The following is a 22,072-nucleotide window of genomic DNA, read 5'->3' as shown; positions in this document are numbered from 1 at the left end:
TTATTGCAATTCGGCCTCGGCCCGGGCGATGGCGGCGAACTCTTCTTCCGGTGCCTGGGCCACCAGCCGCTTGCGGCTGAAGAAAAAGAAGTAGCCGATCATCAAGATATAGAAGAGGGCCGACCACAACGCCGCCTCCACGCTCACCACGAAGGTGGAGGCGAAGGCGACGATGGCCAGCACCAGGGCGATGCCGGTGGTGAAGATGCCCCCGGGGGTGCGGTAGGGGCGCGCCAGCCCGGGCTCGCGCAGGCGCAGCACAATGTGGGCCAGCATCATCATGGCGTAGGACAGGGTGGCGCCGAACACCGCCATGGTGATCATCAGGTCGCCCTCGCCGCTCAAAGACAGGATGAAGCCGAGGATGCCGGGCACGATCAGCGCCAGGGCCGGCACCTTGCGCTTGCCGGTCAGCGACAGGCTGCGGGGCAGGTAGCCGGCCCGGGACAGGGCGAACACCTGGCGGGAATAGGCGTAGATGATGGAGAAAAAGCTGGCGATGAGTCCCGCCAGGCCGACCAGGTTGACGAAGGCGGCCAGGCGGGAGTCGCCGCCGTAAACGGCCTGCAGGGCGCCGACCAGGGGCGCGCCGTGATCCTGCATCACATCGGCCCCGGCGGCGCCCGGTGCCAGGAACAGCACGCAGCCGCCGAACACCAGCAGGATCACCATGGCGGTGATGATGCCCCGCGGCATGTCCCGGGCAGGATCGCCGGCCTCTTCCGCCGCCAGCGGCACCCCTTCCACCGCCAGGAACAGCCACATGGCGAAGGGCAGGGCGGCCCAGATGCCCATATAACCCTGGGGCAGGAAGCCGGAGGCGCCCAGGGCGTCCGGGTTGACGGCGGTGGTGAACAGGTTGTCCCACTGGAAGTGGGGGATCAGCCCGAGAATAAACACCAGGATGGCCACCGCCGCCAGGGCGGTGATGCCGAGCATGATCTTCAGGGCCTCGCCGGCGCCCCACAGGTGGATGCCGACGAACAGGATGTAGAAAAAGGCGTAGACCAGGGGGCCGTCCCAGCCGAACAGCTCGTGCACGTAGCCGCCGATAAAGATGGCAATGGCCGCCGGCGCGATGGCGTATTCAAGCAGGATGGCGGTGCCGGTAAGGTAGCCGCCCCAGGGGCCGAAGGCCCGGCGGGCGAAGCTGTAGCCGCCGCCGGCGGTGGGCAGGGAGGAAGACAGCTCGGCCAGCCCCAGTACCATGCAGCTGTACATGATGGCCATCAGCAGGGTGGCCAGCAGCATGCCGCCGAAGCCGCCCTGGCCCAGGCCGAAGTTCCAGCCGGCGAAGTCGCCGGAAATCACGTAGGAGACCCCCAGCCCGGCCAGCAGGATCCAGCCGGCGGCGCCTTTCTTCAACTGGCGCTTTTCCAGATAGTCCCGGGAGACCGAATCGTAGGAGACCGTTTTGGTGCGTTCAAACTCAGACATAACTCACCCTCATCCTTTGTGGTGTGTTCGTTGGGTCGAAGACAGGCAGACATCGAACCTACAACCCGCTGCATTCCTTGCGTGTCTTTCGCGTCGGGAGCCAGTCTAAAACGGGGTGAGAAAGTTTCTCAACAAGCATCACTTACTGCTGCTGATACACTATAAGTTTTACAAATAGTGTTTGTTTTTCAATGTTATAAGTCACAAATCTCGACGTTGTCCCCCAGCCAGGGCAACTGCTCGTTCATGACCGGCATAAATTCCTGCAGCAGGATCTGGCGGATATCGGAGGCGATGACCCGGGGCAGCTCGTGCAGCTCGTCCCGGCGGGTGACCAGGGTGAGGTTGCGGTAGAAATGACCACCGGGGATGGATGCGCAGCGCACCTGGGGCAGCCAGATCCCGCTCTGGAACAGGCACAGGGGGGTGGTGATGGTCCAGCCCAGGCCGGCGGCCACCATGGACAGCACCGCATAGCTGTTGTCCATCACCAGCCGGTGCGGCGGCTCGACCCGGCGGTAGCGCAGGTGGCGCTCGATGCGCTGGCCGATCAGGGAATGGGCGGGATAACGGACGAAATCCAGCTGCCGGAGCAGGGTGCCCAACTGCCGGCTGTCGCCGCCGAACTCCCGGGGCAGTACCAGCACGAAGGGCTCGCGCAGTATGCGGTAACGGCTCAGTTCGGGGTAATCCATCAGGGCGTCGTCGGAGATGATGATGTCCACATGGCGGGACAGCAGCGCCTCGCCGTGCATATGGGACAGGCCGGTGGTCATGGACCACTGCTCGGTGTGGCGCTTGACCGCATCGGCCAGGGGCTTGCCCACGGCGGTGGCCAGGGAGTCGACCAGGGCGATGCGCACATGGCGCAGCTTGTCGAAGCGGCCCTTTTGCATGGCCTTGCTGGTGGCCTTGGCTTCCTGCAGTAACTGGCTGGCGCGGTCGTAGAAGAAGCGGCCGGCCCGGGTGATCTCCAGCGGCCTGACCGAGCGGTCCAGCAGTCGGGTGTTGAGGTTCTTTTCCAGGTTGGACAGGCTCTGGGAGATGGAAGACTGGGTCATGCCGAGCCGTTCGGCGGCGGCGGTCATATTGCCGCTGTCCACTATGTGTACGAACACTTCCAGCGCCCGCAGATCGAAACCGAAAGAGTGATGCATGGCCTTCCATCGTTGTTCCCCAACAGGGCTTCACTGTAGCCGCTGGCCCGGCCCGGGTCGATAAAAACAAAAAGGGCTGCACGATGCAGCCCTTTGGTCATATGTGGTTACCCGGCTCAGTGGTTGCCCAGCGCCTTGGGTGCCAGTTCTTCGTCGAACACCGGCAGCGGCTTGTGGCGGGAGGCCAGGAAGGTGTAGATCACCGGCAGCACGAACAGGGTGAACAGGGTGCCGATGCTCAGGCCGGAGACGATGACGATGCCCATGCCGAAGCGGGAGTAGGCGCCGGCGCCCACCGCGAACAGCAGGGGGATCAGGCCCGCCACCATGGCGGCGGTGGTCATCAGTATGGCGCGCAGGCGGATGCGGGCGGCGATGCGAATCGCCTCGGTCCGGTCCCGGCCCCGGTGCAGCTGCTCTTCCTTGGCCACCTCACACATCAGTATGCCGTGCTTGGTGATGATGCCCACCAGGGTGATCAGGCCCACCTGGGTGTAGATGTTCATGGTGGCCAGGCCCCAGGCCAGGGCGATCAGGGCGCCGGAAATGGCCAGGGGCACCGACACCATGATCACCAGGGGATCGCGTACGCTCTCGAACTGGGACGCCAGCACCAGGAAGATGATGAACAGCGCCAGCAGGAAGGTCATGTACAGGGCGCTGCCCTCGGTCACGAACTGGCGGGCGCCGCCCAGGTAGTCGTGGTTGTAGCCGGTGGGCAATTGGGCGGTGACCTCCTGTTCCAGGAAGTTGATGGCATCCCCCATGGATACCCCCGGCGTCAGCACGGCACCGATGGTGGCCGAGTTCAACTGGTTGTAGTGGGGCAGCGCACGGGGCTGGGCCTCCATGGTGATGGACAGCAGGTTGGCCAGGGGCACCATGTCGCCGTTGTGGGCTCGCACATAGTAGTCCTTGATGGAGTCCGGGTTCAGCCGGTGATCGCGGGTCACCTGGGGGATCACCTCGTAGCTGCGGCCGTCCAGATCCACCCGGTTGACGTAGGCGTCGCTCATCATGGTGGACAGGGTAACGGCGATATCCTGCATGGTCACCCCGTAGGCACCGGCCTTGTCCCGGTTCACCGCTATCTTCATGGTGCCGGAATCGAACGCCAGATCCAGCTCGCTGTAGATGAACAGCGGGCTCTGGCTTACCTTCTGCAGCACGTCCGCCGCCACTTCGTACAGGCTTTCGAAGTTGTTGGGGGTGGTCAGTACATACTGGACCGGCAGGCCGCTGGAGGCGCCGGGCAGTTCGGGGAACTCGAAGGCACTGATGGCCACCGCCGGGATCTCCTGCAGCGGCGGGGTCAGGCGCTCGATCACCGACTTCTGGGAATCACGCTGGCTCCAGGGCTTGAGCACCGCCACCGCCAGGCCCTGGTTGGCATTGGGCACGCCGGAAATGGTGAGCGAGGTACTCATGGCATCGTCCTGGTTCAGCACTTCCACCGCCTTGCGCATGTTGTTCTCGATGTAGTCGAGGTTGGCGGTATTGGGCGCCTTGGCCATCATCAGGAAGGCGCCGCGGTCTTCGTTGGGCGCCAGTTCGCTGGGGATGAAGCTGAACAGCACCGGCAGGGAACCGAACACCAGCACCGCGAAGGCGATCACCACCGGGCGCTTGCCCAGCACCGCGTCCAGCATGGCCGAGTAGCGCTCGGTCATCCGTTCCAGGGTGTTCTCCACCCCACGCTCGAAGCGGTTGGGGTTGAGATGGGGCTTGAGCAGCTTGGAGCACATCATGGGCGACAGGGTCAGCGCCACTATGCCGGAGATGAACACCGCACCGGCCAGGGTCAGGGCGAACTCCTTGAACAAGGACCCGGTAATGCCGCTCATCAGGGCGATGGGGGCGTATACCGCCGCCAGGGTGATGGTCATGGTAATCACCGGCAGGGCGATTTCCCGGGTGCCGAGAATGGCGGCCCGGTAGGGGTCTTCCCCGGCCTTGATATGACGGTCGACGTTTTCTACCACCACTATGGCGTCATCCACCACCAGGCCGATGGCCAGCACCATGGCCAGCAGCGTCATCAGGTTGATGCTGAAGCCGAACATGTTCATCAGTATGGCCACGCCCACCAGCGACAGGGGAATGGTGATAATGGGGATCAGCACCGCCCTGAGCGAGCCCAGGAACAGGGTGATCACCACCACCACGATCAACGAGGCTTCGAGGATGGTCTTGACCACCTCGAAGATGGACTCGTTGATGGCGTCGGTGGCGTCATACAGCAGCTTCATCTTGATGGTGTCGGGCATGTTGCGCTCGAGGTCCGGCAGCATCTCGCGCACGTTGGCGGCCACCTCCAGCGGGTTGGCGGAGGGAGTGGGATCCACCCCGATGATCACCGCCGACTCGCCGTCGGCCAGGGCGCGCACCACGTCCCGGCTTTTCTCCAGGGACACCTGGGCCAGGTCGCGCAGCCGCACCACGGCGTCGTCCCGGGTGGCGATGATCAGGGATTCCAGCGCCTCAGTGCTGTCCACCTGGGAGTTGATGTCGCTGTTGTAGAGCATGAAATAGCCGGTGGACTGGCCGGCGGCGGCCTGGTAGTTGTTGGCCTGCAGCACCGACAGGATCTCGGTGGCGGTGAGCTGGTAGGCGGCCATGCGCAGCGGATCCAGCCAGATGCGCAGGGCGAATTTGGAGCCACCGAACAGGTTGAGTTTGGCTACCCCGTCCACCGAGTAGAACTGGGGCCGGACTACCCGCTCCAGGTAGTCGTTGATCTCGGAGGAGTTGAGCCGCTCACTGCTGAAAGAGATGTACATGATGGAGGTGGAGGCCCCCGTGGTCATCTCCAGGCTGGGATCTTCCGATTCCCGCGGCAACTGCGAACGCACCGAGTTGACCCGGGCCAGAATATCCGACAGGGCCGCGTTGGGATCGGTGTTCAGCTTCATCTGCACCGTGATCTGCGAGCTGCCCATGTTGCTGGTGGAGCTCATGAAGTCGATGTTGTCGGCCTGGGCGATGGCCTGCTCCAGCGGCTGGGTGATGAAGCCCTGCACCAGATCGGCGCTGGCGCCGTAATAGCCGGTGGACACGGTGACGACGGTGTTGGTCATCTCCGGGTATTCCCGTACCTGCATTTTCTGCAGGGCCTGCAAGCCCAGCAGCACGATCAGCAGGCTGATCGAAACGGCCAACACCGGCCGTTTGATAAAAATATCGGTAAAGCGCATGGGATTCTCCGCTTACAGCATGGGGATGGACTCGGGGGTATTCAGCGCTTCGCTGTCTATCGGCCGAACCCGGCTGCCATTGGACAGCCTGACCTGGCCTGACGTCACGACCTGCTCGCCGGCACTGAGGCCGCTGGTTACCCGGGCGAACTCGGCTTCCCGCTCGGCCACTTCCACCACCCGTTGCCGGGCCACCAGTACGCTGTCGCCGTCGTCGGTCTGCTGTTCTTCCACCACGTATACGGTCTGGCCGTAGAGGGTGAAGTTGATGGCGTGCTGGGGCACGAGGATTTGTTCGTGCAGCGAAGGCAGCCTGACATCCAGCTTGGCGAACATGCCGGAGCGCAGCTTGCCATCCTGGTTGGGGATGCTGGCCTGCACCTGCACCACTCCGGATTCCAGGTTGACCACTGGCTCGATGGCGGTGATCTCGCCTTCGAACGGCGTTTCCGGGTAGGCATCCACGAAGATGTTCAGGGCCTGGCCCACCGCGATGTCGGCGAGCCGGGTCTGGGGAATGGTGAAGCGGATACGGAAGTGGCTGATGTCCTCCAGCCGGGCGATGTCGGCGCCGGCGTTCAGGTACTGGCCGAGGAAGGCGTTACGAATACCCATAAAGCCGTCGAAGGGAGCACGAATGGTGCGCCGCTCTATGGTGGCCTTGAGCGAGTCGATCTGCCCCTGCAGCTCACGGTAACTGGCTTCCGCTTCATCCAGCTGACCCTTGGATACCGAGCCCCGGCCATAGAGCTGGCGCATCCGCTCCAGGTTGGCCTGCACCGAGGGCAGCCGGCCCTGGGCACTGCGCAGGTTGGCTTTTTCCACATCCGCGTCCAGCTCGACCAGGATGTCGCCGGTGTTGACCTGCTGACCCGATTCGAAATGGATGACGCGGACGATGCCGGCGGATTCGTTGCTGACATTGATGCCCTGGATCGGCTCGATAAAGCCGATGGCGGCGATGCTGGGGGTCCAGTCCCGAGGCTGGACCTCGGTCAGGGTGACCGGGAAACTGGGGATCGGCATGTTGGCGAAGTACTGCGCCATCATTTTTTGTTTAAAAAGATTGAAGCCAATTACACTGCCGAATATGAGGATCACTAACAGCAGCATGGACAGGGTCCATTTTTTCATCTGGTTACTCCCGCAACTTATTTATTTTAACGTTTTAGAATGGCGTTCCAGCTGGCATCGATCAGTTGTTCATACAGCTCTTCACTGAGCTCGATGCAGCCTTTGGTATGCTTCTGGGATAACAGCATCAGGTTTTCCAGTGCCAAAAAGCCCAGCAGTTCGGCGGGAATATCCCGAAAGAGTCCCTCTTCTCGACCGCGCTCGAAAAACTCGATAATGGGCTTGAAATAGCGATCGTCCATCTGTTTGTCCTCCTCCTTGTCAAACAGGGGGGAGGCCTCATATTGCACCCGGTACAGCAGGCAGTCCGGGTTATTCAGCAGGTAGTGGATACAGTTCAGCCATAAGCTCCGGAATTCCTGGTAACAGGGGTTGCCGAGATCGACCTCTTTCATGAGGGCTACCGAGACTTCCTGCATGCGTTCTTCATGGAGACAGCGTAACAGGGTCTCCTTGTCGGCGAAGTAGCGATAGATGGTGCCGGTGGCTACCTCGGCCTGTTTGGCCACCAGGTGCATCGACATGCCCTGAAAGCCGCAGTGGGCGATCAGGGTTTCTGCCGCGTTCAGTATGCGCTTGCGTTTATCCGACATGCTGTTACCAGTATCAAATTGCTCGTGAATGAACGTTCATTCATTTTAGGGGATTTTAGGTCTTTCCTCCTGTAAGTCAATCGTTCCGGTGACACTCTCTGGCAAGTCTAGCCAAAAAAAACAGCACTCTGATGACAAAAACGGCAGACGGTATTTTATTATGAAAAAGTGCTGGACAAGGCAGGGGGGTAACCTTAGTATTCGCAGCGTCCAAATATAGAGCGCCCGTAGCTCAGCTGGATAGAGCGCTGCCCTCCGGAGGCAGAGGTCACAGGTTCGAATCCTGTCGGGCGCGCCATCTGGTAATGGACAAAATGTGGTGACCGTAGCTCAGTTGGTAGAGTCCCGGATTGTGATTCCGGTTGTCGCGGGTTCGAGCCCCGTCGGTCACCCCAGTTTCAGGCCAAGGCCTGGAAGCAGTAAATAATGCGAGGGTGGCGGAATTGGTAGACGCGCTAGCTTCAGGTGTTAGTGTCCTATGGACGTGGGGGTTCAAGTCCCCCCCTTCGCACCACTGCTTCATAACAAACAAAACGGCGTTTAGCGCAGTTTGATAGCGCATCTCCGGGATGTTGGGAGTTGGCGGACCAGAGGGTCGCGACCCGACAGCAAAATTAAAGAGTTTATCGGCGTTTAGCGCAGCTTGGTAGCGCATCTGGTTTGGGACCAGAGGGTCGCAGGTTCGAATCCTGCAACGCCGACCATCATTGAATCCGACGTTTACGTCGGATTTTTTGTTTTTGGCACCGCCAAGAAAGAAACAAGGCCGCAACCGACAGCATCGGTTGCGGCTTTTGTCATTTGCGGGGGCGCGCTTTGAGTCAGGCCTGGCGCGCACGCATGTGCTGTTCGAAGCGATCCACACCGTCGGTGTCGCTTGCCAGCTCCAGGATGGCCTGGCGGGTGCGCTGTTCGAAGCGATCGACACCGTCGGTGTCGCTTGCCAGCTCCAGGATGGCCTGGCGGGTGCGCTGTTCGAAGCGATCGACGCCGTCGGTGTCGCTTGCCAGCTCCAGGACGGCCTGGCGGGTGCGCTGTTCGAAGCGATCGACGCCGTCGGTGTCGCTTGCCAGCTCCAGGACGGCCTGGCGGGTGCGCTGTTCGAACCGGTCTACGCCGTCGCTGTCGCTTTGCAGGGTCATGCGGGTCGGATCCTGGTAGGACTGCAGTTGGGCAGCCTGGGCGGTGCCTACCGCAAACAGGGAAACCAGGGCGACTGCGGGCAGAATGGAAGTACGCATCATTATATCCTCTCAATATTATTGAATTAATTTATTTATTGATGACTAGGATAAATAAGAGCCTACCTGGTTGATAGCAACAAAAGTTCAACGCTTAATTCAAATAAATTGAATTGAAAATACCGCCTTTCTCTGTGCAACCCGGCGGCCTCGCGGGCGGATAAGGGATCTTTGCTGCGGCAGCCGCAGGGCGGAATCGGGGTGGCGCTGTCGGGTACAGTTCTTTACAATGATCGGGCCGCATAGCCGGTACACTTTTTATTAACTTATTCTCAGGGCGGGGTGGAAGTCCCCACCGGCGGTATGCTGTGCAGCTTTTGGCTGTTTCAGCGAGCCCGCGAGCGCCCGGCCCATGGCCGGGGTCAGCAGATCTGGTGAGAGGCCAGAGCCGACGGTGATAGTCCGGATGGAAGAGGATAAGGAGCTGGCCGCCGCCGCCTTCGGGTCGCGGTATTGCGCTTTTGCATCGCCAGCGCCTGCCAGGCCTGCCCGCAAGGGAGGGGCCGCTGTTCCCTATGCCCTGATTCTGGTAGCAACAGGAGCCTTGCCATGAATCAGTCTGTTCAGAATACTTCCTTGCTGGCCGAATTCGGCAATCCCATCGAGCGCGTCGAGCGTGCCCTGCTTGCCCTTCAGCAGGGCCGGGGAGTGCTGGTGGTAGACGATGAGGATCGGGAAAACGAAGGCGATCTGATTTACGCCGCCGACAGCCTGACTCCCGCCCAGATGGCGCTGATGATCCGCGAGTGCAGCGGCATCGTCTGCCTCTGCGTCACCGACGAGCTGGCCCGCCGGCTGGAGCTGCCGCCCATGGTGAGCGACAACTCCAGCAAGAACCAGACCGCCTTTACCGTCAGCATCGAAGCGAAGGAAGGGGTAACCACGGGGGTGTCTGCCAGCGACCGGGTGACCACGGTCAAGGCCGCCATCGCCGACGGCGCCCGGGCCTCCGATCTGGCCCGCCCCGGTCATGTGTTCCCGCTACGAGCCCAGCCCGGCGGGGTGTTGAGCCGTCGCGGCCACACCGAGGGTACCGTCGATCTGATGCAACTGGCGGGGCTGCGCCCGGCGGGGGTGCTGTGCGAGTTGACCAATGAAGACGGCACCATGGCCCGGTTGCCGGAGATCGTCGCCTTCGGCAAACGGCACGCCATGCCGGTGCTGACCATTGAGGATATAGTGCAGTACCGCCACGCCGTGCTGGCCAAGGCCGGTTGAACGAATGGGCCGGCAAATCGCTGGCCCTTTTTTCATCCCCGGTTGTGGCGGCGTTATTCGAGCCGGAAGTCGTCCGCGTCCATCCAGGCCGGGAAGCGCTCCCGGTAGTCCCGCAGCTCGGCCAGGCTGAGACCTGCCTGCAGCACGGCGGCCTGGTGATCGCCGGCCTTGTCCAGCACTTCGCCCTGGGGGGAGAGGATCAGGCTGTTGCCGCTGTAGCTCAGGCCGTTGGGATCCTGGCCGACCCGGTTGCAGCCGGCCACGAAGGCCTGGTTCTCGATGGCGCGGGCGGTGAGCAGGGCGGTCCAGTGCTGGGCCCGGGGTGCTGGCCAGTTGGCCACATAGAGCGCCAGATCATAGTCGTTGCGGTTGCGCGACCACACCGGAAAGCGCAGGTCGTAGCAGATCTGCGGCAATATCCGAAACCCCTTCCACTCCACCAGCTCTCTGCTGTTGCCCGGTTGATAGAAACGATGCTCGCCGGCCATGCGGAACAGGTGGCGCTTGTCGTAGCGGTGCACCCGGCGGTGGGGATCCACCAGCAGAAAGCGGTTGACTGCCCCCTGCTCGGTGGCCAGGGCCACGCTGCCGCCGATCATGGCCTGCAGCCGCTGGGCATGGTCGTGCAGCCAGTCGATTACCTCTTCTTCCGGCAAGGCATGGCGGGCGGCATCCATGGCGAAACCGGTGGTAAACATTTCCGGCAGGACGATCAGGTCCTGGCCGTGCAATCCGGCCAGCAGGCCGTCGAAATGGGCCAGGTTGGCCGGGCCATCGTGCCAGTGCAGGGGCTGTTGCAGCAGGCAGAGGTTCAGAGTCGGCATAGGCGGGCTCCCGCTTCGTCCAGGGTGTCGTCTTGCTTAGCAAAGCATAGCCGAACCAGCTTGTGGGGGAAGGGAGCGGCACAGAATACCGACAGCGGGATGGCGGCGACCCCGGCATACTCGGTCAGCCAACGGGCAAAGGCCACGTCGTCCAGCTTGCTGACGGCGCTGTAATCCACCAGCAGGAAGTAGGTGCCGAGGCTCGGCAAGATCTTGAGGCGGCTGCCCGCCAGGGCCCGGACGAAGTGGTCCCGCTTGGCCCGGTAGAAGTCCGGCAACTGCCGCCAGTGCTCGGGATGGGCTTCGAGCATGTCCGCCAGGGCCAGTTGGGCCGGAGTATTGACCGAGAAGGTGAGGTACTGGTGCACCTTGCGCAGCTCCTCGGTCAGGGCGGGGGGCGCTATGGCGTAGCCGACCTTCCAGCCGGTCATGTGGAAGGTCTTGCCGAAGGAGGAGACGGCGATGGCCCGCTCCCGCAGGTTGGCGTGGTGCAGTACGCTGCTGTGGCCGGCGGGGGTAAAGCAGATATGTTCGTAGACCTCGTCGCTCAGCACGAAGATGTCGTGATCGGCAATGGCCTGCCACAGTTGGTTGAAGTCGTCCGCCTGCCAGACGGTGGCGGTGGGGTTGTGCGGGGTATTGACGATCACCAGCCGGGTGCGGGGGCTAAGGCTCGCCCGGAACTGCTCCCAGTCCGGCCTGAATTCGGGCGGGCTGAGCGGCAGTCGCACCAGGCTGCCGCCGGCCAGGGTTACCGCCGGCGCGTAACTGTCGTAGCTGGGATCGAAGCAGACCACCTCGTCGCCGGGGCGCACCAGGGCGGTAATGGCCGCATAGAGCGCTTCGGTGGCGCCCGCAGTCACGGTAATTTCACGCTCTGGATGAGGCTCAATGCCGAACTGCAACCGGGTTTTGGCGGCAATGGCCCGGCGCAGGGCCGGGGTGCCGGCCATGGGGGCGTACTGGTTGGCGCCGCTCGCCACATGGTGGTTCAGCCGTTCCTTCAGGTAGGCCGGGCCGTCGAAGTCGGGAAACCCCTGGGACAGGTTGATGGCCTGGTGTTCGGCGGCCAGGGCACTCATCCGGGTGAAAATGGTGATGCCCAGGTCGGGCAGTTTGCTGTCCAGGTTCATATGGTACTCCTTGTCGGCTGCTTGCCGGCAATATAGCAGAGTGGCCGCGTTTGACAATATGGACGTGTAGATGGCCAAGGGTGTGGGGTGTCATCGGCTGGGGACCGGCGACGGCGGGAAACCGTGCCGCCATATTGGGGTAATAAGCGCGACTTGGTGACTGATTAACAATACAATAACCGCCAGGTCTCTGTATCGCACGGGTTTCCCATGGCAGATGAAATAAAGAGTAAAAAACCGAAAACCACCAAGCAGGGCAGTGCCACCCAGGTCCAGTCCCTGTCCCGCGCCCTGCTGCTGTTGGAGCGGCTGGCCGCTTCCGATATGGGCATGTCGCTGACCGAGGTGGCCGGCAGCCTGGGGCTGGCTCCCTCCACCGCCCATCGCCTGCTTAACAGCCTGCGCAGCCACGATTTTGTGGATGTGGACGAAGTCCAGGGCTTGTGGAGCATCGGGGTCCATGCGTTTTCCATCGGCAATGCCTATCTCAAGAAGCGCGATTTCATCGCCCAGGCCCGGCCCTTCATGAAGCGGCTGGTGGCGGAAACCGGCGAAACCTCCAACCTGGCCATTCTGGAGAAAAACAGCGTGGTCTATGTGGGCCAGGTGGAATCACCGCAGACCATGCGCATGGTGGTGTCCCTGGGTAGCCGCTCGCCGTTGCATGCCTCCGGTGTGGGCAAGGCGCTGCTGTCGGTGATGCCGCGCAAGGATGCCCTGGAAATCATCCGCAAGACCGGCATGGCTTCCTTCACCGATCATACCATCACCACTCCCAGTCAGTTCGAGCAGGAGCTGAACAAGATCAGCCAGCAGGGCTATTCGCTGGACGATGAGGAGCAGTTCGAGGGCCTGCGCTGTATCGCAGCCAACATCTACAACGAGTATGGCGAGGCGGTGGCCGCCATTTCCATCTCCGGTCCGGCGGTGCGGGTCAAATGGGAACGTATCCCCATGCTCAGCGCACTGGTGATGGATGCGGCCCGGGAAGTGACCAAGGCCATCGGCGGCCGGGGCCCGGCTCCGTTGAAGAGAGCCGGTGGGCAGTAAGCGGCCGCTCGCCCGATCGGCAGCAATAAAAAGGCCAGTCCTGAGACTGGCCTTGTTGTTCGCGCGCGGCGCTTAGAAACTCAGCGGGCGGTCGCCCTGCTCGTCCCTGATCCGGGTCGGCAGACCCATTTCGTTGAGCAGGTTGATGAAGGGCTTGGGATCCAGCTCTTCCACGTTGGCCATGTGCTTCACGTCCCACTCGCCGGTGGCGATCAGCAGGGCGGCGGCCACCGGCGGCACGCCGGCGGTATAGGAGATCCCCTGGCTGCCTACTTCGGCGTAGGCATCGGCGTGGTCGGCCACGTTATAGATGAACACTTCCTTGTCCTGGCCGTCCTTCTTGCCTTTCACCTGGTCACCGATACAGGTCTTGCCGCTGTAGGTGGGTGCCAGGGAGGCAGGATCCGGCAGCACGGCCTTGACTACCTTGAGCGGCACCACTTCCAGGCCTTCGGCGGTTTTCACCGGCTGTTCGGACAGCAGCCCCAGGTTCTTGAGGATGGTGAACACATTGATGTAGTGTTCGCCGAAGCCCATCCAGAAGCGCACGTTGGGCACGCCCAGGGTCTGGGACAGGGAGTGCACCTCGTCGTGGCCGGTCATGTAGCTGGTCTGGGTGCCCACCACCGGCAGATCGTCGGTGCGCTTCACTTCGAACATCTGGTTCTGCACCCACTCGCTGTTCTGCCAGGACCATACCCGGCCGGTGAACTCGCGGAAGTTGATTTCCGGATCGAAGTTGGTGGCGAAGTAGCGGCCGTGGCTGCCGGCGTTGATGTCGATGATGTCGATGGAGTCGACGCTGTCGAAATACTCGTTCACCGCCAAGGCGGCATAAGCGTTGACCACACCCGGATCGAAGCCCACACCCAGGATGGCGGTGACGCCCTGGTCGGCACAGATGGCCTTGCGCTGCCACTCGTAGTTGGCGTACCAGGGCGGATTTTCGCAGATCTTGGCCGGATCCTCGTGGATGGCGGTGTCGAGGTAGGCGGCACCGGTCTCGATACAGGCCTGCAGCACCGACATATTGACGAAAGCCGATCCGACATTGATCACCAGTTGCGACTGTGTCTTGTCAATCAATGCCTTGGTGGCTTCGATATCGAGCGCATCCAGGGCATGGGCTTGCAATTCACCGGCAACCTTCAGGCTGCCTTTTTCCCGCACGCTGTCGACGATTTTCTGGCATTTCTCGACAGTACGCGAAGCGATATGGATGTTCCCCAGCACGTCATTATGCTGCGCACACTTGTGCGCGACCACCTGGGCGACACCTCCGGCACCAATAATCAGAACGTTTTTCTTCATTTTTTTCCTCTAACCGCCTCCTTGAAAGGCTTTGTTGTGGTTACTCCATGCCTCAGGAGAGGCTGTTTACAAAATCGTCGAAACCGAATTCACGCACCAGCTCCACGTTACCGTCGAGCTGACGCACGGCAATGGCGGGCATGTTCACGCCATTGAACCAGTTTTTCTTTACCATTGTATAACCGGCGGCATCGATGAACGACAGCCGGTCGCCTATCTTCAATTCGTGGTCGAACCTGAACTCGCCGAAGATATCCCCGGCCAGGCAGGACTTGCCGCACACCATGTACTCATGGGGGCCGTCGCAGGGATCCATCTTGGCTGGCTGGCGGTAGATCAGCAGGTCGAGCATGTGTGCCTCGATGGAGCTGTCCACGATCGCCAGCTGCTTGCCGTTGTAGAGGGTGTCGAGCACCGTCACTTCGAGCGAAGTACTGAGGGTAATGGCCGCCTCGCCGGGCTCCAGGTAGAGCTGCACCCCGTAGCGTTCGGCAAAGGCCTTGAGCCGGGCACAGAACCGGTCGAGCGGATAGCCCTCGCCGGTGAAGTGGATGCCGCCGCCCAGGCTGACCCAACTTATCTGGGGTTGCGCCAGCAGGGTGCCGAACTTCTCTTCGATCTGGCCCAGCATCTGGTCGAACAGGGCGAAGTCGCTGTTCTCGCAGTTGTTGTGGATCATAAAGCCGGAGATGCGGTCGAGTACCTGCTCGACCCTGGCCGCGTCCCATTCGCCCAGGCGGCTGAAGGGGCGGGAGGGGTCGGCAATCAGGAACTCGGAGCTGGACACACCCGGGTTGAGGCGCAGGCCGCGTACATGATTGGCGGAAGCCGCCTCGAAGCGCTCGAGCTGACCGATGGAGTTGAAGATGATCTTGTCGGAGTGGGCCAGCACTTCCTCTATTTCGTCGTCGGCATAGGCCACGCTGTAGGCGTGGGTTTCACCGCCGAACTTGAGCTTGCCGAGTTTAACTTCGTTGAGGGAGGAAGAGGTGGTGCCGTCCATGTACTGGCTCATCAGGTCGAACACCGACCAGGTGGCGAAGCATTTCAGGGCCAGCAGCGCCTTGGCGCCGGAGTGTTCGCGCACATAGGCAATCTTTTCCATGTTGCGCAGCAGTTTGCTTTTGTCGATGAGATAGTACGGTGTCTTGATCACCTCAGTCATACCCCCTTAGAGCCTGTCAACGACCCGGCGGTGGGCCGGGAAATTTCAAAGCGCGTGATTATAGAGGAAAGGTCGCGGCGCTTCGAGGAAAAAGTGTAGCCGCCTCTCCTTTGGTCTGGCCAGATTGTGAGTCGGATCGATAAAAGGCGCCGCCACTTGTTGTGCCGCAGAGGTGCTGATGGCGTCAGGCGCTACCGGTAAAATAAAAAAGGCCCTCCGGAGAGGACCCTTGACGCGATGCTGTTACCTGCCGGCGGGGCTCAGCCCACCCATTGGGTGACCTGGGCGAAGATCAGGAAGCCCATGGCGATGGCAATCCAGGTGGCGAACAGGGGCAGGAAAAACTTGACCCACTTGTTCCAGGTGACACCGGCCAGGGCCAGGGTCGCCATAAAGTAGCCGGAGGTCGGGTAGAGGATGTTGCCCAGGCCATCGCCCAACTGGTAGGCCAGTACCGCGGTCTGGCGGGTCACACCAACCAGGTCGGACAGGGGCGCCATGATCGGCATGGTCACCAGCGCCTGGCCGCTGCCCGACGGGATCACGAAGTTGAAGCCGAGTTGAGCGAAGAACATGCCGATGGCCGAGAAGATGGCCGGGAAGCCTCCGACCAGGTTGCCCAGGCCGTACACCAGGGTATCCATGATCTGGCCTTCTTCCAGTACCACCGCCACGGCACGGGCGATGCCGCAGATCATGGCGCCGACCAGCACGTCGCGGAAGCCTTCGTTGAAACCTTCGCAGATCTCCTCGGTCTTGAGACCGGCGATCAGGCCCACTACCACGCCCATGATCACGAACAGCCCGGCCATTTCCATCATGAACCAGCCCTGAGTCAGCACCCCCCACACCAGGGTGGCGAAGAAGGCGAAGGTGGCGAAGGCGGCCCATTTCTGGCGCGGGGTGGCGGTCAGCACACCTTCATCGTTGCCATGCTGGTAGCGGGTGCGTTTTTCCTGTTCCTTGGCGTCGCCGTCCATCAGGCTCAGAGCCGGGTTATTGCGTACCTTGAGCGCGTAACGGGTGACGTAGAAGATGCCGACCAGCAGGATGGCGGCGAAGGCCAGCACCCGTAGCAGCAGGCCGGAGTAGACCGGCAAATCGGCCAGTTGCTGACCCAGGCCGGTGTTGATGGGGTTGAGCACCCCGGCGGTAAAGCCGGCGGTGGTGGCGCAGAGAGCCACGGCGGCGGCGGTGACCGAGTCGAAGCGCAGGGCGATCATCAGCGGCAGTATCACCGGCACATACACCAGGGCCAGTTCCTGGGTGCCGATCAGGGTGGCGATCACCGCGAAGGTGGTCATCAGTACCGGGATGATGACGATGCTGTTATTGGCGAAGCGTCGGGTCAGCTTGTCGACGCCGATCTCGATGATGCCGGTACGGCGCAGCACCATGAACATGCCGCCGATGATAAAGGTGAAGAACACCACGGCGCCCGCATCCATCAGCCCCTTGGGGATGGCGAGCATAAAGTCGACCGGGCCGACCGGGTTGGATTCGATCACCTGGTAGGAGTTCGGATCTATGGTGGTGCGGCCGTTGGGACCGGGGACCCGGTCGTACTGGCCGGCGGGCACTATGTAGGTGAGTACGGCGGCGATGGCGCTGAACACGAACAAGATGACGTAGATGTGCGGCATCTCGAACGACTTTCTTTTCTTTTCCGCAGTGTCGGCGGAAAACTGATTGGCTTTAGACATGGGCTCCATGACCTCTCCCTTCATTACATCAACTGAGTTAAGTCCATTTACGCTGAGCGGCGTAGTTTTTTAACAGGTCGCCGTCCCCGTTTTGCATATAAAACGAGAGCGGTTTTGTATTAATGGTGACCTTTACGATATTAATAACCCTTTATTAACACCGGATCAACATTTTTTGGAAGTTATTTCCGTCTTGTGGAATTGTTGCTTTTCCAATGACTGATGGCAGGTATTGGCAATGTTACTGAGTCCTTCAGGACTGGCGGGTGATTTATATCCCTATGTTTTTAAATGGAAATTTAATTAATTCGATGATTTAAATGGATTTTATTGTTTTGTTTTTCATATTTGCGATTATTGTACTTTTAATTGTATTAAGTTTTTTTAGTTGTTTATTATTAAATTGTTTCTGTTTATTGATACCATTGTGTTAATTGTAGGCCTTTCCTGTTTATTATAAAAAAGCGCCTCTTTTGGAATTGAAATAACTGATCCTAATGGTGCTATATCGACCGGGCACCGCACGTAGACTCGTCGTGACCCCATCCCTCGGGGCTCCGCTGCACCGATGGTCGCGGAAACCGTTGTTATCGCCGAGCTGCGACTTGCCACCGGCAACTCGGTCGCGGCGCTAACTCTGGTGCCAGGCGCTTCGCGCCCCTGGCGCAGGGGGTCTGCTTAGCGGTACCCGCCCGCTGTCTTGATTGATCTACCATCCGAAACAGCCAGTTAAACAACCGACGGTTATGAATGTTTCCATATGAAAACTTAACGGTCTTTTTCCGCATAAAAAAACCCGCCGGTGGGCGGGTTCAGTCGAGTAGCGGAGTGGCTCAGGCCAGCACCACCTCAAGTTGGCCAGGCTGCAGGTGGTGCAGGTCGCAGTTGTCGCCCTGGCCGATACGGTCGATGATAATGAAGCGCTGTTTGCCCTCGAGGGAGACGATAGGATGGTGCCAGGTATCGGTGTGATAGTTCACGCCCTGTCGGCCGTTGGAGATAAAGGCCTGAACCGCCTCCGGGCCGGGCGCCGGACCTCGCGGCGCCGCCAGGATCAGGAAAGGCTGCCCGTCGAGCGGGATAAAGGCCTGGGAGCCCCTGGGGTGCTTTTCCAGCAGGGTCACCGCCAGGGGCAGGGCGTAGGGCTCCACGTCCACCAGGCTGATGGCGACCCGGGCGCTGTCACCCAGGGCTTCGGCCCGGGCGATATCGTGATAGCGCAGGGCCTTGCCGTCGTTGATATAGAACTGGTGCTGCTGCTCCGCCTCAATCACTTCACCGAAGGGGGCGAAGGCGGCGGCGGTGAGGGGCTGGGCACGGAGTTGCAAGGTCATGAGCGCCTCCCTGCCGACAGGGCGTGGGGCGGAATAACGGCAAGGCAAAGCCCGCCGGCCGGGCCTGGACGCCGGCTGGATATCTGCGTGATGGTCATGTTGTCTTCTCTTTTTGGTCGGTGAGGGTAGCCACCGGCCCGAGGCCGGTGGCGGGTCTTCTTATCGTTATTATCGGGTTCGGATTATTCCGGCAGCACCAGAATGGCCCGGAAATCGTTGACGTTGGTGCGAGTAGGTCCGATTTCCACCAGGGTGCCAAGCCGGGAAAAGAAACCGTAGCTGTCATTATTGGCCAGGTAGTCTTCCGCCTTCAGTCCGGCCACGTCGGCCTGCCGGTACAGCTCCGGGGTGAGGTAGGCGCCGGCGTTGTCTTCCACCCCGTCGATGCCATCGGTGTCGGCGGCCAGGGCGTAGACACCTTTCAGACCCTTCAGTTCGTTGAACAGGCTCAGCATGAACTCGCTGTTGCGTCCACCGCGGCCATTGCCCCTGATAGTGACCGTGGTTTCGCCGCCGGAGAGGATCACGCAGGGCGCCGAGATTGGCTGGCCGCACTTGACTATCTGCTTGGCGATGGCGGCGTGCACCTTGGCCACTTCCCGGGACTCGCCCTCGATGCAGTCACCCAGTACCAGCGGGGTGATATCGTGGGACATAGCTACGTCGGCGGCGGCATCCAGTGCATCCTGTGGGGTCGCGATCATGTGGAACTCGGCCCGGCTCAGGCGTTCGTCCCCTGGCTTGACGGTCTCGGACTCGGGGTTCTGCAGCCAGGCGCGTACATGGGACGCCACTTCGATGCCGTAGCTGTCGAGGATGGCCAGGGCCTGGGCCGAGGTGGTGGGATCCGCCACCGTCGGGCCGGAGGCGATGACGGTGGGCTCGTCGCCGGGCACGTCGGAAATCCCCAGGGCAATCAGTCGGGCCGGGTAGGCGGCGGCGGCGAGGCGGCCGCCCTTGATGGCAGACAGGTGCTTGCGTACGCAGTTCATCTCGTCGATGGCCGCACCCGACCGGAGCAGGGCCTTGTTGATGGCCTGCTTGTCGGACAGGGTCAGGCCCGGAGCCGGCAGGCTCAGCAGCGAGGAGCCGCCGCCGGACAGCAGACAGATCACCAGATCGTTCTCGCCCAGCCCGGAAACCAGTTCCAGGATGCGACGGCCGACCCGTTCGCCGGCATCATCTGGCACCGGGTGAGCGGCTTCGATGATCTCGATGCGTTCGCAGGGAGCGCCGTGGTCGTAGCGGGTCACCACCAGACCGGACAGTTCGCCTTCCCAGATGGCGTCCAGCTCGGCAGCCATGGAGGCGGCCGCCTTGCCGGCGCCGATGACAACGGCTTTTTGACGAGTATCCTTGGGCAGGTATTCGGCCAGGTTGCCCTTGGGCAAGGCGGCGGCCACGGCGCTGTCGAATAACTGCTGTAACAACTCCTGGGGATGGATATCCATGTGCAAATACTCCTGAAAAAACGGCTGTCTTTACATCTTTATAAGTGTCGGGGTGGGGCGGCACGACGGCAACCAGGATCTAACACAAAGCCCCCTGAGTGAAAGTCTGAACCTGCCGACGCCCGCCCCGGTTTTGACCGCATCGCGACCGAAGCCAAAAGGTCGCGATGCGGTAAAAAGGGTTACTCGCCCCGGCCAGTCAGGAGGGACGGAGGGTTGCCTGAGCCAACCGTCGATGGCAGGGATGCCATCGTCGAGCATACAAGGATGTACTTGCTGCGTGTTGGCGTGGCGGCCCTCTGTCCCGATAGTACTGACCGACCGGTGTGAGGGTTACTCGCCCCGGATATTATGGTTGGCCAGGTGCTCCAGCGCCTTGACCATGCCGGAGTGATCCCAGCCGTCGCCGCCCAGGGCGGTACAGGTGTTGAACAGTTCCTGGGCACTGGCGGTGTTGGGCAGGGCCACGCCCAGCTCGCGGGCGCCACTCAGGGCCAGGTTCAGGTCCTTCTGGTGCAGGGCGATGCGGAAGCCTGGGTTGAAGGTACCTTTCACCATGCGCTCGCCGTGCACTTCCAGGATCTTGGAAGAGGCGAAACCGCCCATCAGCGCTTCGCGCACCCTGGCCGGGTTGGCGCCGGCCTTGGAGGCGAATACCAGGGCCTCGGCCACCGCCTCGATGTTCAGCGCCACGATGATCTGGTTGGCCACCTTGCAGGTCTGGCCGTCGCCGTTGCCGCCCACCAGGGTGATGTTCTTGCCCATGATGTCGAACAGCGGCTTGATGCGCTCGAAGGTAGCCTCTTCGCCACCGACCATGATGGTCAGGGTAGCGTTGATGGCGCCCACTTCACCGCCGGATACCGGCGCGTCCAGGTACTGGGCACCGGTTTCGTTGATGCGCTTGGCAAACGCCTTGGTGGCCATGGGGGAGATGGAGGACATATCCACCACCACCTTGCCGGCAGACAGGCCTTCGGCGACACCATTCTGGCCGAACAGTACTTCCTCGACCTGGGGGGTGTCGGGCACCATGGTGATGATCACTTCGGCCGCTTCGGCAACCGCCTTGGGGCTGGGCAGGGCGATGCCGTTGTCACCCAGCAGATCGGCCGGAGCCTTGTTGTAATGTTCGGAGAAGTACAGGGTGTGACCCGCTTTTTGCAGGTTCTGAGCCATGGGTTTGCCCATGATGCCGGTACCGATAAAACCTATTTTCATGTTTGTTTCCTCTTGGCTTGGGGCGCCGGATGGCCGGCGCCGGGAGCAATCAGTTCAGGGATTCAGACAATGCCGTGAGTCTTCAGCCAGCCCAGGCCCGCTTCGGTGGTGGTGGCCGGCTTGTATTCGGCGCCCACCCAACCCTGGTAGCCCACCTTGTCCAGGAAGGCGAAGATATTGTGGTAGTTCAGCTCGCCGGTGCCCGGTTCGTGACGCCCCGGATTGTCGGCCAGCTGGATGTGGTTGATGATGCTCAGGTTTTTCTCGATGGTCGGGATGATGTCCCCTTCCATGATCTGCATGTGGTAGATATCGTACTGGAACGCTAGGTTATCGGAACCGACCTGCTCGATGATGTCCAGTGCCTGCCTGCTGTTGTTCAGGAAGAAGCCAGGAATATCGCGGGTGTTGATCGCCTCGGCAATCAGCTTGATACCGGCGTCCTTCAGTTTTTCCGCGGCGTATTTCAGGTTGGCGACGAAGGTGGCCTCGGCCTGCTCATCAGACACGCCGGCGGGCGGAATACCGGCCAGGCAGTTGACCTGCTTGTTGCCCAGTACTTTGGCGTAGGCGATGGCCTGGTCCACGCCCTGTTTGAACTCTTCAACCCGGCTCGGGTCGACGGCGATGCCGCGGCTGCCCGCGGCCCAGTCTCCGGCCGGCAGGTTGAACAGTACTTGTTCGAGACCGTTTTCGTCCAGCCTGGCCTTGATTTCTTCGGCCGGAAAGTCGTAGGGGAACAGGTACTCCACGCCCTTGAAGCCGGCCTTGGCGGCGGCGGCGAAACGGTTCAGGAAGTCCACTTCGGTAAACAGCATCGACAGGTTGGCAGCTAATTTCGGCATTGCGATGTCCTTTGTTCAGTTGGGGGCATATTCAGTATGGGCCCGACCTGGAGGCCGGGCC

Annotated in this window: 17 protein-coding genes, 4 tRNA genes and 1 riboswitch; of the genes, 6 read left to right on the top strand and 15 right to left on the bottom strand. The window is 61.3% G+C overall.

What is annotated here, in order from left to right; all coding sequences use genetic code 11:
- The 5 genes from eat to ACEVBK_RS18965 form a co-directional block, all read right to left on the bottom strand.
- Complete coding sequence (gene eat, locus ACEVBK_RS18985) at nt 1-1,437, bottom strand: ethanolamine permease (protein ID WP_375056435.1); 1,437 nt, start codon at nt 1,435-1,437, stop codon at nt 1-3.
- Between the two features lie 194 nt (nt 1,438-1,631).
- Complete coding sequence (locus ACEVBK_RS18980; protein ID WP_375056434.1) at nt 1,632-2,594, bottom strand: LysR family transcriptional regulator; 963 nt, start codon at nt 2,592-2,594, stop codon at nt 1,632-1,634.
- Nucleotides 2,595-2,710: 116 nt separating this feature from the next.
- Nucleotides 2,711-5,788, bottom strand: a complete 3,078-nt coding sequence (locus ACEVBK_RS18975) for a multidrug efflux RND transporter permease subunit (protein WP_375056433.1) — start codon at nt 5,786-5,788, stop codon at nt 2,711-2,713.
- A gap of 12 nt (nt 5,789-5,800) precedes the next feature.
- Nucleotides 5,801-6,922: an efflux RND transporter periplasmic adaptor subunit gene (locus ACEVBK_RS18970; RefSeq protein WP_375056431.1), complete on the bottom strand. Its 1,122-nt coding sequence runs from the start codon at nt 6,920-6,922 to the stop codon at nt 5,801-5,803.
- 26 nt (nt 6,923-6,948) lie between these two features.
- Nucleotides 6,949-7,515: a TetR/AcrR family transcriptional regulator gene (locus tag ACEVBK_RS18965; protein WP_375056430.1), complete on the bottom strand. Its 567-nt coding sequence runs from the start codon at nt 7,513-7,515 to the stop codon at nt 6,949-6,951.
- A 221-nt stretch (nt 7,516-7,736) separates the two neighbouring features.
- Here ACEVBK_RS18965 and ACEVBK_RS18960 point away from each other — a divergent pair.
- From ACEVBK_RS18960 to ACEVBK_RS18945, 4 genes are all read left to right on the top strand, one after another.
- Nucleotides 7,737-7,813: transfer RNA gene (locus ACEVBK_RS18960), tRNA-Arg, on the top strand.
- Between the two features lie 21 nt (nt 7,814-7,834).
- A tRNA-His gene (locus tag ACEVBK_RS18955) sits at nt 7,835-7,910 on the top strand.
- Nucleotides 7,911-7,943: 33 nt separating this feature from the next.
- A tRNA-Leu gene (locus ACEVBK_RS18950) sits at nt 7,944-8,029 on the top strand.
- 113 nt (nt 8,030-8,142) lie between these two features.
- Nucleotides 8,143-8,219: transfer RNA gene (locus ACEVBK_RS18945), tRNA-Pro, on the top strand.
- A gap of 117 nt (nt 8,220-8,336) precedes the next feature.
- Here ACEVBK_RS18945 and ACEVBK_RS18940 read toward each other — a convergent pair.
- The gene (locus tag ACEVBK_RS18940) at nt 8,337-8,759 is read right to left on the bottom strand and encodes a hypothetical protein (RefSeq protein WP_375056429.1); all 423 of its coding nucleotides are present in this window, start codon (nt 8,757-8,759) and stop codon (nt 8,337-8,339) included.
- 261 nt (nt 8,760-9,020) lie between these two features.
- Nucleotides 9,021-9,178, top strand: a riboswitch (FMN riboswitch).
- Nucleotides 9,179-9,305: 127 nt separating this feature from the next.
- Between ACEVBK_RS18940 and ribB the strand changes: the two genes are divergently transcribed.
- Complete coding sequence (ribB, locus tag ACEVBK_RS18935) at nt 9,306-9,974, top strand: 3,4-dihydroxy-2-butanone-4-phosphate synthase (RefSeq protein WP_375056428.1); 669 nt, start codon at nt 9,306-9,308, stop codon at nt 9,972-9,974.
- Between the two features lie 53 nt (nt 9,975-10,027).
- Here ribB and ACEVBK_RS18930 read toward each other — a convergent pair whose 3' ends face one another.
- The gene (locus ACEVBK_RS18930; protein ID WP_375056427.1) at nt 10,028-10,798 is read right to left on the bottom strand and encodes an amidohydrolase; all 771 of its coding nucleotides are present in this window, start codon (nt 10,796-10,798) and stop codon (nt 10,028-10,030) included.
- Nucleotides 10,786-11,931 carry a pyridoxal phosphate-dependent aminotransferase gene (locus ACEVBK_RS18925; protein ID WP_375056426.1) on the bottom strand — a complete coding sequence of 382 codons (1,146 nt, stop codon included), beginning with the start codon at nt 11,929-11,931 and terminating at the stop codon, nt 10,786-10,788. The genes ACEVBK_RS18930 and ACEVBK_RS18925 overlap by 13 nt, the downstream gene beginning before the upstream one ends.
- A gap of 210 nt (nt 11,932-12,141) precedes the next feature.
- On the opposite strand from ACEVBK_RS18925, the gene ACEVBK_RS18920 reads away from it, so the two are divergent.
- Nucleotides 12,142-12,981, top strand: a complete 840-nt coding sequence (locus tag ACEVBK_RS18920) for an IclR family transcriptional regulator (RefSeq protein ID WP_375056425.1) — start codon at nt 12,142-12,144, stop codon at nt 12,979-12,981.
- A gap of 72 nt (nt 12,982-13,053) precedes the next feature.
- Here the strand turns inward: ACEVBK_RS18920 and ACEVBK_RS18915 are convergent, their stop codons facing one another.
- From ACEVBK_RS18915 to hyi, 7 genes are all read right to left on the bottom strand, one after another.
- The gene (locus ACEVBK_RS18915; protein ID WP_375056424.1) at nt 13,054-14,292 is read right to left on the bottom strand and encodes a saccharopine dehydrogenase C-terminal domain-containing protein; all 1,239 of its coding nucleotides are present in this window, start codon (nt 14,290-14,292) and stop codon (nt 13,054-13,056) included.
- A 52-nt stretch (nt 14,293-14,344) separates the two neighbouring features.
- Complete coding sequence (locus ACEVBK_RS18910; protein WP_375056423.1) at nt 14,345-15,457, bottom strand: carboxynorspermidine decarboxylase; 1,113 nt, start codon at nt 15,455-15,457, stop codon at nt 14,345-14,347.
- Between the two features lie 260 nt (nt 15,458-15,717).
- A complete protein-coding gene (locus ACEVBK_RS18905; RefSeq protein ID WP_375056422.1) occupies nt 15,718-17,160 on the bottom strand; it encodes a YfcC family protein in 1,443 nt (480 codons plus the stop codon).
- Nucleotides 17,161-17,993: 833 nt separating this feature from the next.
- Nucleotides 17,994-18,494 carry an ureidoglycolate lyase gene (locus ACEVBK_RS18900; protein ID WP_375056421.1) on the bottom strand — a complete coding sequence of 167 codons (501 nt, stop codon included), beginning with the start codon at nt 18,492-18,494 and terminating at the stop codon, nt 17,994-17,996.
- 182 nt (nt 18,495-18,676) lie between these two features.
- Entirely contained in the window at nt 18,677-19,945 is a 1,269-nt protein-coding gene (locus ACEVBK_RS18895) for a glycerate kinase (RefSeq protein ID WP_375056420.1), read from the bottom strand.
- Nucleotides 19,946-20,278: 333 nt separating this feature from the next.
- The gene (gene glxR / locus ACEVBK_RS18890; protein ID WP_375056419.1) at nt 20,279-21,166 is read right to left on the bottom strand and encodes a 2-hydroxy-3-oxopropionate reductase; all 888 of its coding nucleotides are present in this window, start codon (nt 21,164-21,166) and stop codon (nt 20,279-20,281) included.
- Nucleotides 21,167-21,228: 62 nt separating this feature from the next.
- The gene (gene hyi, locus ACEVBK_RS18885) at nt 21,229-22,011 is read right to left on the bottom strand and encodes a hydroxypyruvate isomerase (protein ID WP_375056418.1); all 783 of its coding nucleotides are present in this window, start codon (nt 22,009-22,011) and stop codon (nt 21,229-21,231) included.
- Between the last annotated feature and the right edge of the window lie 61 nt (nt 22,012-22,072).

Origin of the sequence: Zobellella sp. DQSA1 (genome assembly GCF_041950555.1) — a bacterium.
Taxonomy (GTDB): Bacteria; Pseudomonadota; Gammaproteobacteria; order Enterobacterales; family Aeromonadaceae; genus Oceanimonas.
Note: the sequence above shows the minus strand (reverse complement) of the source record. Positions and strands in the feature narration are given on the sequence as shown.

Coding starts and splice junctions, on each gene's coding strand:
- ACEVBK_RS18910 (WP_375056423.1), bottom strand. CDS start 15,457: ATGACTGAGGTGATCAAGACACCGTACTATCTCATCGACAAAAGCAAA.
- ACEVBK_RS18980 (WP_375056434.1), bottom strand. CDS start 2,594: ATGCATCACTCTTTCGGTTTCGATCTGCGGGCGCTGGAAGTGTTCGTA.
- ACEVBK_RS18900 (WP_375056421.1), bottom strand. CDS start 18,494: ATGACCTTGCAACTCCGTGCCCAGCCCCTCACCGCCGCCGCCTTCGCC.
- ACEVBK_RS18940 (WP_375056429.1), bottom strand. CDS start 8,759: ATGATGCGTACTTCCATTCTGCCCGCAGTCGCCCTGGTTTCCCTGTTT.
- glxR (WP_375056419.1), bottom strand. CDS start 21,166: ATGAAAATAGGTTTTATCGGTACCGGCATCATGGGCAAACCCATGGCT.
- ACEVBK_RS18965 (WP_375056430.1), bottom strand. CDS start 7,515: ATGTCGGATAAACGCAAGCGCATACTGAACGCGGCAGAAACCCTGATC.
- ACEVBK_RS18915 (WP_375056424.1), bottom strand. CDS start 14,292: ATGAAGAAAAACGTTCTGATTATTGGTGCCGGAGGTGTCGCCCAGGTG.
- ACEVBK_RS18970 (WP_375056431.1), bottom strand. CDS start 6,922: ATGAAAAAATGGACCCTGTCCATGCTGCTGTTAGTGATCCTCATATTC.
- ACEVBK_RS18925 (WP_375056426.1), bottom strand. CDS start 11,931: ATGAACCTGGACAGCAAACTGCCCGACCTGGGCATCACCATTTTCACC.
- hyi (WP_375056418.1), bottom strand. CDS start 22,011: ATGCCGAAATTAGCTGCCAACCTGTCGATGCTGTTTACCGAAGTGGAC.
- ACEVBK_RS18895 (WP_375056420.1), bottom strand. CDS start 19,945: ATGGATATCCATCCCCAGGAGTTGTTACAGCAGTTATTCGACAGCGCC.
- ACEVBK_RS18920 (WP_375056425.1), top strand. CDS start 12,142: ATGGCAGATGAAATAAAGAGTAAAAAACCGAAAACCACCAAGCAGGGC.
- eat (WP_375056435.1), bottom strand. CDS start 1,437: ATGTCTGAGTTTGAACGCACCAAAACGGTCTCCTACGATTCGGTCTCC.
- ribB (WP_375056428.1), top strand. CDS start 9,306: ATGAATCAGTCTGTTCAGAATACTTCCTTGCTGGCCGAATTCGGCAAT.
- ACEVBK_RS18905 (WP_375056422.1), bottom strand. CDS start 17,160: ATGTCTAAAGCCAATCAGTTTTCCGCCGACACTGCGGAAAAGAAAAGA.
- ACEVBK_RS18975 (WP_375056433.1), bottom strand. CDS start 5,788: ATGCGCTTTACCGATATTTTTATCAAACGGCCGGTGTTGGCCGTTTCG.
- ACEVBK_RS18930 (WP_375056427.1), bottom strand. CDS start 10,798: ATGCCGACTCTGAACCTCTGCCTGCTGCAACAGCCCCTGCACTGGCAC.